The organism is Photobacterium sp. ABD4_091 (assembly GCF_056160145.1).
The window spans coordinates 541862-557823 of sequence record NZ_JBSWWQ010000003.1 but is presented as its reverse complement, the minus strand read 5'-3'; the positions used below and the strand labels follow the sequence as shown (position 1 = coordinate 557823).

The 15962-nt window shown below is 47.7% G+C and carries 13 protein-coding genes, 4 tRNA genes and 1 pseudogene; 11 read left to right on the top strand and 7 right to left on the bottom strand.

Annotated elements, in window-relative coordinates; all coding sequences use genetic code 11:
- Positions 1 to 39 precede the first annotated feature (39 nt).
- Together tkt and ACXAGQ_RS23945 are read left to right on the top strand one after the other, a co-directional pair.
- The gene (gene tkt / locus ACXAGQ_RS23950; protein ID WP_475257323.1) at positions 40 to 2031 is read left to right on the top strand and encodes a transketolase; all 1992 of its coding nucleotides are present in this window, start codon (positions 40 to 42) and stop codon (positions 2029 to 2031) included.
- Positions 2032 to 2323: 292 nt separating this feature from the next.
- On the top strand, positions 2324 to 2800 hold the full coding sequence (locus tag ACXAGQ_RS23945) for a TetR/AcrR family transcriptional regulator (protein ID WP_475257322.1): 477 nt from the start codon (positions 2324 to 2326) through the stop codon (positions 2798 to 2800).
- An 89-nt stretch (positions 2801 to 2889) separates the two neighbouring features.
- Here ACXAGQ_RS23945 and ACXAGQ_RS23940 read toward each other — a convergent pair whose 3' ends face one another.
- A complete protein-coding gene (locus ACXAGQ_RS23940; protein WP_475257321.1) occupies positions 2890 to 3411 on the bottom strand; it encodes an NADPH-dependent FMN reductase in 522 nt (173 codons plus the stop codon).
- A 205-nt stretch (positions 3412 to 3616) separates the two neighbouring features.
- Between ACXAGQ_RS23940 and soxR the strand changes: the two genes are divergently transcribed.
- The 3 genes from soxR (at position 3617) to ahpF (ending at position 6678) form a co-directional block, all read left to right on the top strand.
- A complete protein-coding gene (soxR, locus tag ACXAGQ_RS23935; RefSeq protein ID WP_475257320.1) occupies positions 3617 to 4066 on the top strand; it encodes a redox-sensitive transcriptional activator SoxR in 450 nt (149 codons plus the stop codon).
- A gap of 233 nt (positions 4067 to 4299) precedes the next feature.
- Positions 4300 to 4857 carry an alkyl hydroperoxide reductase subunit C gene (ahpC, locus tag ACXAGQ_RS23930; protein ID WP_317522350.1) on the top strand — a complete coding sequence of 186 codons (558 nt, stop codon included), beginning with the start codon at positions 4300 to 4302 and terminating at the stop codon, positions 4855 to 4857.
- Between the two features lie 228 nt (positions 4858 to 5085).
- On the top strand, positions 5086 to 6678 hold the full coding sequence (gene ahpF / locus ACXAGQ_RS23925) for an alkyl hydroperoxide reductase subunit F (RefSeq protein WP_475257319.1): 1593 nt from the start codon (positions 5086 to 5088) through the stop codon (positions 6676 to 6678).
- A gap of 386 nt (positions 6679 to 7064) precedes the next feature.
- On the opposite strand, the gene ACXAGQ_RS23920 is transcribed toward ahpF, so the two are convergent.
- Together ACXAGQ_RS23920 and ACXAGQ_RS23915 are read right to left on the bottom strand one after the other, a co-directional pair.
- Positions 7065 to 7141 (bottom strand) — tRNA-Asp (locus tag ACXAGQ_RS23920).
- 44 nt (positions 7142 to 7185) lie between these two features.
- Positions 7186 to 7276 (bottom strand) — tRNA-Ser (locus ACXAGQ_RS23915).
- Positions 7277 to 7681: 405 nt separating this feature from the next.
- On the opposite strand from ACXAGQ_RS23915, the pseudogene ACXAGQ_RS23910 reads away from it, so the two are divergent.
- Positions 7682 to 8724: pseudogene (locus tag ACXAGQ_RS23910) on the top strand (amidohydrolase family protein); the annotation flags it as partial.
- A 1015-nt stretch (positions 8725 to 9739) separates the two neighbouring features.
- Here the strand turns inward: ACXAGQ_RS23910 and ACXAGQ_RS23905 are convergent.
- Positions 9740 to 10585 (bottom strand): enoyl-CoA hydratase/isomerase family protein, encoded by an 846-nt coding sequence (locus tag ACXAGQ_RS23905; protein WP_475257317.1) that lies wholly within the window; start codon positions 10583 to 10585, stop codon positions 9740 to 9742.
- Positions 10586 to 10944: 359 nt separating this feature from the next.
- On the opposite strand from ACXAGQ_RS23905, the gene ACXAGQ_RS23900 reads away from it, so the two are divergent.
- The 5 genes from ACXAGQ_RS23900 (at position 10945) to ACXAGQ_RS23880 (ending at position 14985) form a co-directional block, all read left to right on the top strand.
- A complete protein-coding gene (locus tag ACXAGQ_RS23900; RefSeq protein ID WP_475257315.1) occupies positions 10945 to 11136 on the top strand; it encodes a hypothetical protein in 192 nt (63 codons plus the stop codon).
- A gap of 390 nt (positions 11137 to 11526) precedes the next feature.
- Complete coding sequence (locus ACXAGQ_RS23895) at positions 11527 to 12006, top strand: hypothetical protein (protein WP_187464413.1); 480 nt, start codon at positions 11527 to 11529, stop codon at positions 12004 to 12006.
- Between the two features lie 16 nt (positions 12007 to 12022).
- The gene (locus tag ACXAGQ_RS23890; protein ID WP_475257314.1) at positions 12023 to 12949 is read left to right on the top strand and encodes a tripartite tricarboxylate transporter substrate binding protein; all 927 of its coding nucleotides are present in this window, start codon (positions 12023 to 12025) and stop codon (positions 12947 to 12949) included.
- Between the two features lie 68 nt (positions 12950 to 13017).
- Complete coding sequence (locus ACXAGQ_RS23885; RefSeq protein ID WP_475257313.1) at positions 13018 to 13482, top strand: tripartite tricarboxylate transporter TctB family protein; 465 nt, start codon at positions 13018 to 13020, stop codon at positions 13480 to 13482.
- A gap of 9 nt (positions 13483 to 13491) precedes the next feature.
- Positions 13492 to 14985 carry a tripartite tricarboxylate transporter permease gene (locus ACXAGQ_RS23880; RefSeq protein WP_475257311.1) on the top strand — a complete coding sequence of 498 codons (1494 nt, stop codon included), beginning with the start codon at positions 13492 to 13494 and terminating at the stop codon, positions 14983 to 14985.
- A 193-nt stretch (positions 14986 to 15178) separates the two neighbouring features.
- Here ACXAGQ_RS23880 and ACXAGQ_RS23875 read toward each other — a convergent pair.
- The 3 genes from ACXAGQ_RS23875 to ACXAGQ_RS23865 all read right to left on the bottom strand — a co-directional run bounded on the left by ACXAGQ_RS23875 (position 15179) and on the right by ACXAGQ_RS23865 (position 15961).
- Positions 15179 to 15255 (bottom strand) — tRNA-Asp (locus tag ACXAGQ_RS23875).
- A 41-nt stretch (positions 15256 to 15296) separates the two neighbouring features.
- Positions 15297 to 15387 (bottom strand) — tRNA-Ser (locus ACXAGQ_RS23870).
- Positions 15388 to 15517: 130 nt separating this feature from the next.
- A complete protein-coding gene (locus ACXAGQ_RS23865; RefSeq protein ID WP_475257310.1) occupies positions 15518 to 15961 on the bottom strand; it encodes an NUDIX domain-containing protein in 444 nt (147 codons plus the stop codon).
- Position 15962: the final 1 nt, after the last annotated feature.

The window sequence follows — 15962 nt, the reverse complement described above, 5'->3', positions numbered from 1 at the left end:
TCCTTTTTCGATTAAGACAAATTCATAGTGGATACAAATATGGAACGTAAAGTGTTGGCAAATGCAATCCGTGCCCTGAGCATGGACGGTGTACAGCAGGCAAACTCTGGTCACCCAGGTGCACCTATGGGTATGGCTGATATTGCCGAGGTACTGTGGCGCGACCACATGAACCACAACCCACAAAACCCTGAGTGGGCTGACCGCGACCGCTTCGTGCTGTCTAACGGCCACGGTTCAATGCTGATTTACTCGCTGCTTCACCTAACAGGTTACGAGCTATCAATTGACGATCTGAAAAACTTCCGTCAGCTGCACTCAAAAACACCGGGTCACCCTGAGTATGGTTACGCACCGGGCATCGAAACGACAACGGGTCCACTAGGCCAGGGCATCACCAATGCTGTAGGTATGGCAATGGCTGAAAAAGCGATGGCTGCCCAGTTCAACCGTGACGGCCACGACATCGTAGACCACTACACTTACGCTTTCATGGGCGACGGCTGTCTGATGGAAGGTATCTCCCACGAAGCGTGTTCTCTAGCCGGTACTCTAGGCCTAGGCAAACTGATCGCATTCTGGGATGACAACGGCATCTCTATCGACGGCCACGTTGAAGGCTGGTTCTCAGATGATACGCCTAAGCGTTTCGAAGCTTACGGCTGGCACGTAATCCCAGCAGTAGACGGCCACGATGCAGACGCTATTAATGCTGCAATCGAAGCGGCTAAAGCGGATCCTCGTCCAACCCTTATCTGTACCAAGACTATCATCGGTTTCGGTTCGCCTAACAAGTCTGGCTCTCACGACTGTCACGGCGCACCACTAGGCCACGACGAAATCGCAGCAGCACGCGAGTTCCTAGGTTGGAACCACGGCCCATTCGAAATTCCTGCCGATGTAGCAGCGGAATGGGACGCGAAAGAAGCCGGCGCAGCCAAAGAAGCAGCTTGGAACGAGAAGTACGAAGCCTACGCAGCGGCTCACCCTGAGCTAGCGGCAGAGTTCAAGCGCCGTGTTAACGGTGAGCTACCAGCACAGTGGGAAGAGAAAGCAAACGCAATCATTGCTGATCTGCAAGCTAACCCAGCCAACATAGCCTCTCGTAAGGCATCTCAGAACGCACTAGAAGCGTTCGGCCAGATGCTTCCAGAGTTCATGGGCGGCTCTGCTGACCTTGCGCCTTCTAACCTGACCATGTGGTCTGGTTCTAAGTCGCTAGAAGCCAACGACTTCTCGGGCAACTACATCCACTACGGTGTACGTGAGTTCGGCATGACTGCAATCATGAACGGTATCGCGCTGCACGGTGGTTTCGTACCATACGGTGCGACTTTCCTCATGTTCATGGAATACGCACGTAACGCAATGCGTATGGCGGCACTGATGAAAGTGCAGAATATCCAGGTTTATACCCACGATTCTATCGGCCTGGGTGAAGATGGCCCGACTCACCAGCCGGTTGAGCAGATGGCATCTCTGCGCCTCACACCAAACATGAGCACATGGCGTCCATGTGACCAGGTTGAGTCTGCAGTAGCTTGGAAACTGGCTATCGAGCGCAAAGACGGCCCAACGTCTCTGATCTTCTCGCGCCAGAACCTAGCACAGCAGGAGCGCAGCGAAGCACAGGTTGCTGATATTGCAAAGGGTGCTTACATCCTGAAAGATTGCGAAGGCAAGCCAGAGCTTATCCTTATTGCAACTGGCTCTGAAGTTGAGCTAGCGGTAGAAGCGGCTGCACAGCTAACAGCAGAGGGCAAACAGGTACGCGTAGTATCTATGCCATCTACCGATGCATTCGACAAGCAGGATGCAGCATACCGTGAAGCGGTTCTGCCATCAGACGTAACTGCACGTATCGCTGTTGAAGCGGGTATTGCTGACTTCTGGTACAAGTACGTGGGCTTCGACGGCCGTATCATCGGTATGACATCTTTCGGTGAGTCTGCACCAGCAGGTGAGCTGTTCAAGATGTTCGGCTTCACCACCGAGAACGTAGTAAACACTGCTAAAGAACTACTAGGCTAATCAGCAGTATTGCCTTAACTGAGTAGCTTTAACTGATTAGATAGACGCCAAGTGAATCACTTGGCGTCTTTTTTATACCCAATTTTTCACCAACCTGGCCGCTTCCTTCAACATAACCGCTCCCCCAAGCTCGTAGCCCCCTTTCTGGCAGCGATAGCCTTCCCTCTGACATTCTTTTATGTGTGTCTTGCCCATCCCAGATATTTTACAGTACAATATACCAATAAAACATTATACTGATCCATTAAGCCATGAGCCCATTACAGCTCCCTATCACAAAGCAGGAAACACCATGGCAAAAGTAACCCCAGAAGAAGCATTGAAGACTCGGCAGCATATCTTGGATGCGGTCGTCCAGTGTTTGCTAGACCCGCAGATCGGCTACGATAAAATGACTTATACCCGCTTGCAGGCTATGACGGGCATTTCACGCGGCGGTATTCTCAACCACTTCGGCAAGAAAGAGCACTTTTTGGCAGCGCTTGATGGCCAAGTCTTCAATACCGCACTGAAAGAGTTGAATTTATCGAGCAGAAACGCATTCTGCGCATCGTTCGAGCAGGCAATGACCCGGCCGACGTTCAATGCTGTGATTCAATTACTGCTCAGCAATACCTCGCACCATATCGCTACCGAGCAAGCCAAGCAGGCATGGCATGATCTTGAAAACCGAATAGAGCAGCGCCTCGGGGCTGAGGCAAAAGAAGATGATCTACCCCGTTTACTCGGCCGCAGTTTTTTTATGCAGACCACCCGAAAAGCGGCTTGATAGATACTGGCAGCGCCCCCGATAAAACAGCGCCCCCCAGTATTGCAGGAGGGGGCGCTGTTATTGATTTGCTGCTGTTATTGATTAGCTTAAAGATTTCCCATCACGGATTTAAGGCTGGCATTTAAGTCGCTATTGGTAAGCACACCTTTCTCGACATCGAAATTGTCATAGAAACTCGGGACAGATAAAGAGCCTTTCACGTCTGCATCAAAAAACGGCGCCGATCCTAGAGCTGCGGATAATACAGATTGTGCACCGCCAGGGCCCGGTGAGGTTGAAAGCATAATGACTGGCTTTCCTTGATACACTTTCATATTAATGCGCGATGCCCAGTCAAACACATTTTTAAACGCCGCAGTATAAGACCCGTTGTATTCAGCAAATGAAATAACCACGGCGTCGGCCTCACCAATTTTGTTATAAAACCGTGTGGCATGTTCATGGATGCCAGAAGACTTTTCTCTCTGCTCACTGTAAATGGGCATATCAAAATCATTTAAATCAAGCACTTCAACTTTTGCACCTTCGGCCAAGCCTGCAGCGTATGTCGCCAGTTGTTTATTGATAGATGTTGTACTGTTTGTTGCGCCAATTGCCAAAACTTTCATTGATTACCTCGATATAAAGCAAAATAAATTAAAGACAAAGCTCAATGTTGATTAGAAACATGCCTCGAGAGCGTGATAGAAAAGAATGATAAGACCTCAAGTTAGGTTGAGGTAAAGCGTTTTTTATGCCTAAATTAAAAATAATTAGACAGCACCAATTCAACGTACCTAGTGCCTCTGCACAGCATGAGGCGGAGTAATTAAGATGAGTATGACCGTCGGCCAAGTAGCAAAGCGTTCTGGCATTAATGTTTCTACCCTGCATTTCTATGAAGAGAAAGGCTTGATCGTCAGCTCTCGGGATCACGCCAACCGCAGGCAATACGATAGGCAGATATTACGCCGGATCGCGGTGATCAAAGCAGCCCAGAATATCGGCCTCTCGCTGCAAGAGATCTCAGAAGCTCTCGCCGATCTCCCTAAAAACCGCGCGCCAAAACAAGAAGAGTGGGAAAAACTCGCCCGCGACTGGAATCAGAAGCTAGAAGAGAGGATCCAAGCACTGAAAAGCCTTCAGTCAAAATTGGGGAGTTGCATCAACTGTGGTTGCTTGTCTCTGGGCCATTGCGAACTGTATAACCCAGAAGACTCCAAAGGGATCTACGAGCCAGGGGCAAGGCTGGTGACTAGCGACGGTGATTTGTCACAAACTTAAATGCGATAGGCAGAAGTCGCTATTATCCCCTGTCCTACCTTCACACTTATCGCTTGCGGCTTCTGCAAATTCTCTTCAATAGCTTTCTTCTATCACGGCCTCATTTCTTAAATAGGTTTCACCTATCGAATCAATTGGAACGTCCAATTTCACTATTTTCCGGCCTCGATGCAATATATCTCCATCGACGCGGGACAGCGTCAAACACGATAAATTAGAAAGAGAGTTAAAGCATGATCAATACAGAAATCAAACCATTCCAGGCGACTGCATTCAAAAACGGCGAGTTCGTAGAAATCACAGAGCAAGACGTTAAAGGCAAGTGGGCAGTATTCTTCTTCTACCCAGCAGACTTCACTTTTGTATGTCCAACAGAGCTTGTTGACCTTCAGGAAAAATACGCAGAGCTTCAGTCTCGTGGCGTAGAAGTTTACTCAGTATCAACTGACACGCACTTCTCTCACAAAGCGTGGCACGACACTTCAGACAAGATCGGTACTATCGAGTACTTCATGGTGGGTGACCAGACTGGCACAATCACTAACAACTTCAACGTTATGCGTGAAGGTCAAGGTCTTGCAGACCGCGCTACTTTCCTAATCGACCCAGAAGGTGTTATCCAGGCGATGGAAATCACTGCTGAAGGCATTGGCCGTGACGCTGAAGACCTACTACGCAAGGTTAAAGCTGCTCAGTACGTAGCCGCTAACCCAGGTGAAGTTTGCCCAGCTAAATGGAAAGAAGGTGAAGAGACTCTAGCTCCATCTCTAGACCTAGTTGGTAAAATCTAACACCAAAATCTACTGAATAGCGGACACTGTTCAGTTTGATAGGCACGCTTTGGCTTTCCTCCTAAAGGGCTGGGGCGTGCCGCCCCTAAAAACAATGTCCGCATCCAAATAGACAATCCACCCGACAGAATGTTTGCCGACTTGCGCCCCCTTTTTATATTCCTTTAAAGCAAGAAGGTATTGGGTATTGATCAATACCAAAAACAGAATTTAAGAATAGGCACGATTATGTTAGATCAAGCAATGAAGCAGCAGCTTAAAGCATACCTAGAAAACCTTAAAACAGATGTACAACTTGTACTTAGCCTTGATGACAGCGAAACCGCTAACAAGCTTCAGGCTTTGGCAGATGATATCGCGTCTCTAACAAACAAAATTAACGTCACACGCGATGACAGTGCCAGCACACGCCAGCCAATCATGCAGGTGGTGAACCAAGAAAAAGGTACCGCCATTGGCTTTGCTGGCCTGCCGATGGGCCACGAGTTTACCTCTCTGGTACTTGCCCTGCTTCATAGCGGCGGCCACCCAATTAAGCTTGATGCCGAAACCATTGAGCAAATCAAAGATCTCAGCCAACCGCTGAACGTAGAAATCTTTATTTCACTGTCGTGCCAGAACTGCCCAGAGGTAGTACAAGCCTTCAACATGATGTCAGCTATCAACCCGCTGATTAAAACAACCATGATTGACGGCGCAGCATTCCAAGACGAAGTAAAGTCTCGCGACATCATGGCAGTGCCAAGCGTGTTCATCAACGGTGAACTCTTCGGCCAAGGCCGTATGTCACTGGCAGAAATCCTGAACAAAGTGGACTCAGGCGCTGCAGAGAAGAAAGCGGCAAGCCTAAGCAAGCAAGAACCGTTTGACGTACTTGTTGTTGGTGGTGGCCCTGCGGGTTCTTCAGCAGCTATCTACGCAGCGCGTAAAGGGATTCGTACCGGTGTTGTCGCTGAGCGCTTTGGTGGCCAGGTCATGGACACCATGGCTATCGAAAACTTTATTTCGGTGAAGGCAACAACCGGTCCTAAGCTGGTCGCTAGCCTAGAAGAGCACGTGAAAGAATACGGCGTTGAAGTCATGACTGAGCAGCGCGCTGCGAACATCATCGGCGCAGAAGAAACAGCCGATGGTTACATCCATGTCGAGCTAGAAAGCGGTGCCGTTTTGAAAGCCCGTACTGTTATCACTAGCACAGGTGCACGCTGGCGTGAGATGAACGTTCCGGGTGAACAAGAATACCGCAACAAAGGTGTTGCTTACTGCCCACACTGTGACGGTCCATTGTTCAAAGGCAAGAAAACAGCCGTGATCGGCGGTGGTAACTCTGGCATCGAAGCGGCTATCGACCTAGCGGGTATCGTTGAGCATGTAACGGTTCTTGAATTTGCAGATACACTACGAGCAGACCAGGTTCTGATTGATAAAGCGAACGCAACGCCGAACATCGAAATCATCAAGATGGCGCAGACTACGCAAGTGCTGGGTGACGGTAACCGTGTAACTGGCCTTGAGTACAAAGACCGTAATACAGATGAACTGAAGCAAATCGAGCTTGCCGGTATTTTCGTTCAAATCGGCCTGATGCCAAACAGCGAATGGTTGAAAGAAACGCAAGTTGCACTATCACCACGCGGCGAAATCGAAATCGACGCACACGGCGCAACCTCGCTGAAAGGTGTGTTTGCAGCAGGTGACGTGACAACCGTCCCTTACAAGCAAATCATTATTGCAATGGGCGAAGGTGCTAAAGCGAGCCTAGGTGCTTTCGACCACTTAATCCGTAACCCTGCACCAGCAAAAGTTGCTGAGACTGCATAACGGTTTTACCAACCTGAAGCATTCCAGTCTTTTGTTTAAAAGATTGTGTTGAAAAGAATACGACGCCACTTCTGAGCAATCAGAAGTGGCTTTTTTGTTTTGGCTTCAATGTAGTGGCGGAGCGGCGGGGACGCCTAGTTCGGGCTGGCGCTCAACCGAGGACGCGTCCGTCCGGGACTCATCAGTCCGCAGGACTGACGCCTATGTTTAACGCATACAAAAAAGGCCCAGTCTTTCGACTGAGCCTTCAGTGTAGTGGCGGAGCGGATGGACTCGATGGTCCGGCACACGGTGGGGACGCCTAGTTCCGCAGACAAAAGTGCGCAGCACTTTCGGGAGCGGTAAATACGAAAAAGCCTGACGCTTTCGCATCAGGCTAATGTCGTTGGCGGAGCGGACGGGACTCGAACCCGCGACCCCCGGCGTGACAGGCCGGTATTCTAACCAACTGAACTACCGCTCCAATTCTGTATAAAACTCGATGGTAACCATCCAATTTCTAGAATGTGGCGGAGAGATAGGGATTTGAACCCTAGATACGCTACAAACGTATGCCGGTTTTCAAGACCGGTGCTTTCAACCACTCAGCCATCTCTCCGTAAGTGCGGCGTATAATAATGGGCTAAAGCCAAGCTGTAAACCCCAAAAACAACCAAGTGATTATAATATCGCCTAATCCATCGTTTTTTTGTGTATTACATTAGTAATTCATCTTTTTCGACTAGGAATCAAGCAAAATCATGCTGCTACAATACTGTCTATACTCTTTTTACATTAGATAAAGGCAATAAGTTAACGTGATAACATGAAACCAGCCTCGTTCCTTTTCGCGATAATACCTGCGTTCTTCTCTGCTCACGCTTATTCAGCCCCAAATGTAGAGAAAGTTCTGACTAATGCCTCAATTTATGGCCACTCCGACGCTGAAGCTATCGCGATCTCGCAGGGTAAAATCGCCTATATTGGCTCAAGACAAGCAGCATTGAGCAGTACAGATAGCGATACTGAGATCATCGATCTCGACGGAGCCTTCGTAATGCCCGGTTTTATCGATAATCACAACCATGTATTTGAAGCGGCATCACCGGCTGGGGGAGACTGCCTGCTCGAAACCGATACAGCTTTGACATCACTTATCCCTTACCTGGAAGACTGCCATGATAATACCAGCCGCGGGCAGTGGATCATCGGTTATGGCTTTTTACTAGACACGGTATTGGATGAACGCAATACCTCAACACCGCTCGTGGTACTCGATTCCATTTTCCCTGACCAGCCAGTAATCTTCATGGAGAAAACTTCCCACTCTATGTGGGTCAACTAACAGGGATCCTGCTTGATAACGCCGGTGACATTGTGATGGAAGAGGCATGGAAAAATAGGGAGAGTGACTTTAGCCAAAACAGCACAAAGTCCTCTAGCAGAACTACAAAAAACAACCCCAGTTATGACGGGTTACTCGCAGGCCTAGAGGAAGCCGCAGCCCACGGCATTACCACGATCGGTGACGGGGCAATCCATGAGTCGCTCAATGCCATCGAATCAATGAGAAAACAGGGTATCAGCAAGCCCTATACCCTTACCCATGTCGAACTTATCGACCGAAAAGATGTGCACCGCTTTGAATCGCTGGATATCAGCGCGGACTTTCAAGTCGGTTCAGACTACGTTGCCTACCACCAACATCAGTGGGCAGAAGCATTCCTGGGAGCCAAACGCACAAGGGCTTTGATGAAGCTGGACGCGATCTACAACACAGGGGCTAATGTCACACTCAGCAGTGATTGGAACGTACACAGTATCAATCCACTAGAAGGTATCGCCAATAGCCTTATCATGGGCAAGGCAGGGCTCCCCTCTATTGCAGCTGCTATTGACGCCTATACCATTAATGCTGCCTATAGCCTTGGCCTTGACGAGATTACAGGAAGTATTGAGGTCGGGAAATCGGCTGACTTTGTGATATTAGATCAAGACATTACCAAAATTCCTTTTACCACTATAACCTCGTCGAGGGTTTTATTAACTTTTCTTCAGGGGAAATAGTATTCGAGAATAAATAATTGAAGTGTAAATTTATATATAAAAATAAGCATCATTTTTGAAGTTAAAATCTAATCAACATAAATAACAATCACTTACATGTTAAAAACATAACAGCCATCACAACATGTGCAGATTTTTTAACACAATAAAAAGTAAATATTATTTTACATATAAATGAAGTCATAAAGGAATATTTATATTCCTTTATGAAGCCCTCCCAAGCCTCACCTATTTACATCGGCATATTCAATACCCCAAAAATCCTAACAACACATAAGCGAACCTTAACCAATGCATAATTCTGCGATCAAAATCGCAGAAACAATTAAAAAGATCAGATACTTTTGTGATGTCGGTTCCATATGCAGAAGGGTTGACAATACGGATGTCAGAACAAATTTGCGACTGCCAGTTCATTAAATGCCTCAAGTGTGGGCAGGAAGATAGTTACTTAATCAACACAGAAAATAACACGCTAATCTGTATCTGCGGTTATATCACCCCCTTACCTATATGTATTTGCAAATAAGAATACCAAAGGATTATTATGAATTATTTTCAATGCCCATCCTGCGCTAAACGTGTCCATTTTCACCGTATACATAGAAATAAACTTGAACGCTTAGTCAAGAGCAAGTACGCAAAATATCAATGCAGTAACTGTTCATCGATCATTCTGTCTCACATGTCTATGGATGACATACAGTTAATACAAGATAGAGAGAAAGAGACTGATTTCCAGGATTAAGTGCAATGAAAGACTTTCATACTATAGACCTAAAATTAAGGCAGCAATTTTATATTGAACACCTTATTAATCTTCATTGGCGGTACTTTAATGCCGTTTCTGATGATGACATAAAGGAAATTCACTATCTTTCAACGATCATTGATAAAACTAAAGCAAACTTAATTTCATTATCAAATTACTGATATGATGGTGCCCCAACCACCTAAAATCCCAAATTGAAATGGGGCACCCTTCATCTTACTTATCTATCTGCTTACTGATCTATCACAGAGCCAGCTTCCACAATGGCCTGCCTCCCCAAAGTAGCCAAAACACTAACGACGGCACGTACTTTTTCTTCCGCCACAAAAACTGGGCCTGATGCTTGAGAAATGCAGCTTTCAAGAACGCGTCAGCCAGTTGTTCTGATTCACGGGCATTTACGTCCCTGAGTTCTTCTAAGTCACTGCCCGCGGGTAACTGACGCCCCATCCCTTGCTCCAGCCATTGCCGAACCACTGAGTGAGATCTTTCATGCAATTCCGCTTTAGAGACAACCTCTTGAATTAGCCCTATTGCTTTTGCTTGCTGGGCATCGGGCTTCCAGCCCTCGCTGCCAAGCATGCGTGCCGCATTTTCCTCACCAATTAAGCGTGGCAGGTGCACGCTGGAACACCCTTCAGGCGTGACGCCCAATACCGCAAACGGCGTTGAGAATGTTGCGGTGTCAGAGGCAATAACTCCATTGGCCAATGTCGCTGATGTTACGCTGGCACCAATTGCAGGCCCATTCACAGCTACCAGCAATGGCTTGGTACAACCGAGGAAAACTTCAAACAAAGCTTGGTTATTTTTGGCTATCAACTGGCGTAGTTTACGGGGTGCCATCACCTTTAGCGTGCCACTAAGGTTCACCCCTGCCGAGTAATAGTCCCCCGCCCCGGTAAGGATAATGGCTTTGACCTTGACCTCAGCATTAGCCTTCTCAAAAACCTCCTGCAAAGCGTTCATCATATCCATCGTCCAGCCATTTAATTTCGCCGGACGATTCATGGTTATGGTCAAGATCCCCTGCTCGAACTGAGTCAATAACTGGCCAGCAGAAACTGTACCTAGCTGCATGTCATTCATGATGAGCGCCTCCTTCCTTTGGCGGGTAATTTGTTATTCCAGTCAACTTTTTTTGTAACTCTCTACAACACTGGCTAAAGGGATATAACGTAAGTCTAATCTTTAAACACGGCTGTTTAATAAATCAGCAACTGCGGTATTGATCACTCTATTAGACTGCTTCAGCTATTAGGGTAGAGGTAAAAGTTAGAGCAAAGAAACTAAGATTCACCGCTGCCTACAAATTGTTTGATTGGGGCTTATATGAGCCCTTATTAAGCCTAAATTGAAAAGCCTGCTGAGATCATTTCTGTGCCATCTGTCTAGAAACTGGTTTTAGCCTAGCAGCCTTTGCAATTTAGTATTGCGGAGTATGGCAGATGGAAAAACTTAAACGTGCAAAGGAATTATTTACCAGACCATTAACCCTAGACGAACTTCATCAACTGGATCTGCTTGAGCGGCAGGCAAAAGGCCAAGAAAAGCTCTATATCGCCTCCTTGTGGGACGCGGCCTATGCCCTTGTTGAGCCAGCAGTGCTGCACCAAGCCCGCGAAGCCGGGCTACTCTAGCCATCATCCTTATGGCTCTTCTTTCAAGGGGAAAGGATTAGCTGTCTTTCCCCTTCTGAACCCTCAATATTTTAATTAATTTGAATGAATTAAAATAATGTTGAATTCGCTCTTTCTGTATACCTCACTTTAAAAACAATTAACTTGAGCCACTTCATAATATTATTTCACAACACATTTATTTAATAATACAAATAACCCAGCAACAGCACTATATCGCTAAAGTGATTAATATCACCATAATTTCGCTAAAAAAACCTAATTAAGCGATCAAAATCATGAAGATATATTTACAACAGTGATGAGTTTATCACTTTGGTAAAAACCTCTTTGATCGGCCTAAAATAATACAATAGCTTGAGTGTGTACCGAGGACATTAAGGTGTAAGGATGAACACACAGAAGCAAATTGCGCTAGATGCAATCGAACTTGTTAGGCCAGCCATCGAGCGCCTATTCTCACGAACTAACCGTCAAGAGCTGCATATTGTAGTGATGGATCCCCGCCTTAAACCCTGGGAGTCCAGTTTTGAGGAAGCCATTTTGGTTGAAACCTCTATCGGACAGCCTGATGCATGGACCATCCCTTTTGATCAGCTTGCCCGCAAGAAAGCACAACAAGCTTGGCGTGACTCCCAGGCCAATATTAACCACCAAACGGCGCACCCATCGTCGTTGCGAGATGACGATGTGCTGTATTACGGCTCCTTTGTCTACGGCAATGTTGTAGTCGCCTGCAGCGGGGTGCAGCAATGGTATGACATGCTGATCAGTGGCTGGATTGCCCTGGCCATCGAGCAACTCACAATCAACGACTACCAAACCCAGAAAACGAATAATCCGACTCAAACCTACCGACGTGAACAATAAAATAGGTATTAAAAAAATGAATAAATTACTAAAAGCAGTGATGATCTCCGCAGGTGTATTAGTTTCAGCAACAGCCGTTGCTGCCGATTACCCAACCAAAAACATCCGCTTGGTTGTCCCTTTCGGTGCCGGTGGCGGTACTGATGCTGTTGGCCGTACGTTAGCCAATAGTGCCAAGGATGTACTTGGCCAGAATATCTCTATCATGAACCGTACTGGTGGTGCGGGTGCGGTGGGCATGAGCTTTGGTGCCCAGCAGCGCGCTGATGGTTATACCCTAACAGTAGTTACTCGCGAGATTGCGTCACTGCCTCAGATGGGCCTGATGCGCCACACAGCAGATGACTTCAAACTGATCCGTATGGTTAACCTTGACCCAGCCGTTGTACTGGTTGCCGCTGACAGCCCATACAACAGCATCAACGACCTGATTGAAGACGCCAAGAAAGAGCCTGGCAAAGTGAAGTTTGCTTCTACTGCTGCGCCTAACTTCTACCTGATGGCGCTGGAAAAAGACCAGGATATCAAGCTTAACGCTATCCCTTATAACGGCGCTTCTGAAGCGATTCCAGCGGTACTAGGCAACCACACAGATGTCACTATGGTGACGCCGGGTGAAGCCATTGCACAGCTTCGCTCTGGCCAGTTGAAGGCACTGGGCGTGATGTCTGAAGAGCGCATCGACTTTATTGAAGATGTCCCTACCCTGAAAGAGCAAGGTGTCGATGTGGTAACCGGTACATGGCGTGGTATCGGTGCGCCGAAAAACACCCCTGACCACATCATTGAAAAGCTTGGTGCAGCATTTGACCAAGCAATGGCGACAGAGGAATTCAAGTCATTCATGGAAACAGGTGCAATGACGATTCACAACCTCAACGCCGAAGAGTTTACCAAGTTTGTCTACGAAGATACGCAAGCACTAGGCTCTCTAATTAACTAATGATACCCAGGAGCCAGCACACCATGCTGGCTCTTTTTTTGAACTCGCTCAACACAAGGATGGATTCTATGTTGAATAGAAACTTTCTTTTCCCGTCCCTGATCATTTTATTAGGTGCCGCTTCCCTTTTCGTTATCAGCCATTTCGACAAGCCAATGTTCCAAGATGCTAGTGTCGATGCCTCTTTCTTTCCAACCGTTGTCACGATTGCCATGATGGTTATCTCGGCGGTGTTAGTCTTTCAGCATTTGCAGAAAACCAACCGTGACGAACAAGAGAGCCCCCAAGAGAAAGAAGCACCGCTATTTTCCAAGCTGTCTGTTTTTGGTGTCGCCTACTTAATTGGCTATGCCTTCTTGATCCACCTTCTCGGCTACCTGTTTGCCAGCCTGATTGCTTTCGTCTTGTACCTGATTTACTTCAAGGTGAAGAAACCCCTTTATTACGTGATTGCAACAGTATTCGTTGTATCTGTGTATTACCTGTTTGGCGAAGTGTTTGTGATCGCGCTTCCTGACGGCATCATTCTGTAGAGGCCGCATATGTTAGAACATTTATTTTCAGGCATCCTAACCGCCTTCAGCCCAAGTGTTTTCCCCGTACTGGTCTTCGGCGTACTAGGCGGGATCATCCTCGGTGCCCTGCCCGGCCTCACCGCGACCATGGGTGTTGCCATCTTGCTGCCTTTTACTTTTGGTATGGAGCCAACCGCTGCACTGGTCATGCTCATCGGCGTTTACATCGGTGGTATCTATGGTGGCTCTATTGCCGCGATTTTGCTCAAGACACCCGGCACCCCCGCCTCTGCGGCGACCGTGCTTGACGGCCATACCCTGGCAGCAAAAGGCCAAGCAGCCCGCGCATTGAGTATCTCAGCCGTTGCCTCGTTTATCGGTGGCCTTATTAGTACCATCGTGCTGATCGCGATTGCCCCGCTGTTGGCTGACTTCGCCCTCAAATTCAATGCACCTGAATATTTCGCGCTGGCCTTGTTCGGCCTTACCATCATTGCCAGCGTGTCGTCGAAAAATATCCTCAAGGGCTTACTCGCTGGCTGCATCGGTTTGCTCGTCTCCACTGTGGGCCTAGACCCGATCAGCAGTGTACCTAGGTTTACCTTCGACGTGATGGATTTATACAGCGGCATTAATGTGATTCCAGTTCTGATTGGTTTGTTCGCTATCTCAGAGGGTCTCAACCAGCTTGAGAAGCTCCACACCCAGAAAAAAGCTGCGCCACCGAAGTTTGACCATAAACTACTGAGCAAAAAAGACCTGAAAACCATGCTGCCGACCGCGGTGAAAAGTGGCTTGATGGGTACCTCTATCGGCTCGGTACCGGGGGCAGGTGCCGATATTTCAGCATTCGTTTGCTATAACGAAGCCAAGCGTTCTGCAAAGAACCCGGATGAATTCGGCAAGGGGTCGGTACAAGGCTTAGCGGCAGCAGAAGCGGGTAACAATGGCGTTACCGGTGGCTCTCTGGTTCCGCTACTCACGCTGGGTGTCCCGGGTGATGCGGTGGCTGCCGTTTTACTTGGCGCATTGATTGTACAGGGTCTAACGCCGGGGCCATTGCTGTTCAGTCAAAGCCCAGAAGTCGTCTATGGGGTGTTCAGCTCCATGCTGGTTGCCAACATTGTCATGTTGCTTATCGGCTTGCTCGGCATCCGCTTCTTCTGCCGTATTATTGAAGTGCCTAAGATCATCATGATCCCAATCATCATCTTCCTGTCGGTGATCGGTGCCTACGCCATCAATAATTCAATGTTCGATGTGGGTATTGCAATCAGCTTTGGCTTGCTAGGGTTTATCCTCAATAAAATGGAAATTCCGTCATCCCCCATCTTGCTGGCGATTATCCTAGGGCCAATGGCCGAGACTAACCTGCGAAAATCGCTGCTGATGTACGACGGTAGCTGGTCATTCTTGTATGAACGCCCTATCGCGCTGGCCTTCATTGTCCTGGCCGTTTTCTCAGTGTACTCCACCATGAAGCTCAAGAAAAAGCAGGCACAAAACCCTGTGACGCCATGATATACAAAAAAGCCTGGCGCCTATATTTAACACAAATAACGAAGCCTCGTCATTTCTGACGAGGCTTCGTTATAGTGGCGGAGCGGATGGACTCGATGGTCCGGCACCCCGGCCCGCTGACAAAAGTGCGCAGCACTTTCGGGAGCGGTAAATACGAAAAAAGCCTGACGCTTTCGCATCAGGCTAATGTCGTTGGCGGAGCGGACGGGACTCGAACCCGCGACCCCCGGCGTGACAGGCCGGTATTCTAACCAACTGAACTACCGCTCCAATTCTTTGTAAAGCTCAACCTTGGTCAAACTTTTAGAATGTGGCGGAGAGATAGGGATTTGAACCCTAGATACGCTACAAACGTATGCCGGTTTTCAAGACCGGTGCTTTCAACCACTCAGCCATCTCTCCGTAAGTGCGGCGTATAATATAAAGCTTACCGGAATGTGTAAACCCCAAAAATGTTTGTTTGCTCACACATTAGGCAACAAAAGGCTATTCTAACCATTTAACCAGCAATAACACTTAAAAAAGTGTGTTTTCATACTGATTTAAGCGTAATTCCCGATCCCCAAAATGCCTGTTTAGGTATTTTCTCACGCTTAACCAAGGCACGAAGAGACTCAGGAAAAAGGTTCCACTGCTCAATTTCCTTGCAAGGCACCCAGAAAAACTCAAGATGGGCTTCATTGGAAACAACTGGGTCTTTATGCGACAAACCCGTTTCAACCTCAAACAGCAAGTTGATTTCAGCCTGAGGCTGACCATCAAGGAACCACTCATTTTCAGCCGCCCCGACAAAATCGCCTACGTTGGCACTTATCGATGCTTCCTCAAACAGTTCACGGGCCAATGCCACTGGTGCCGATTCGCCAAACTCTATATGCCCTCCGGGCAAGAAAGTCATGCTATCGCCAATCGCCCTGACCAATAGGATATGGTTACCATCGCGGATTACACCACGAGCAACATAATGAAAAGCCACT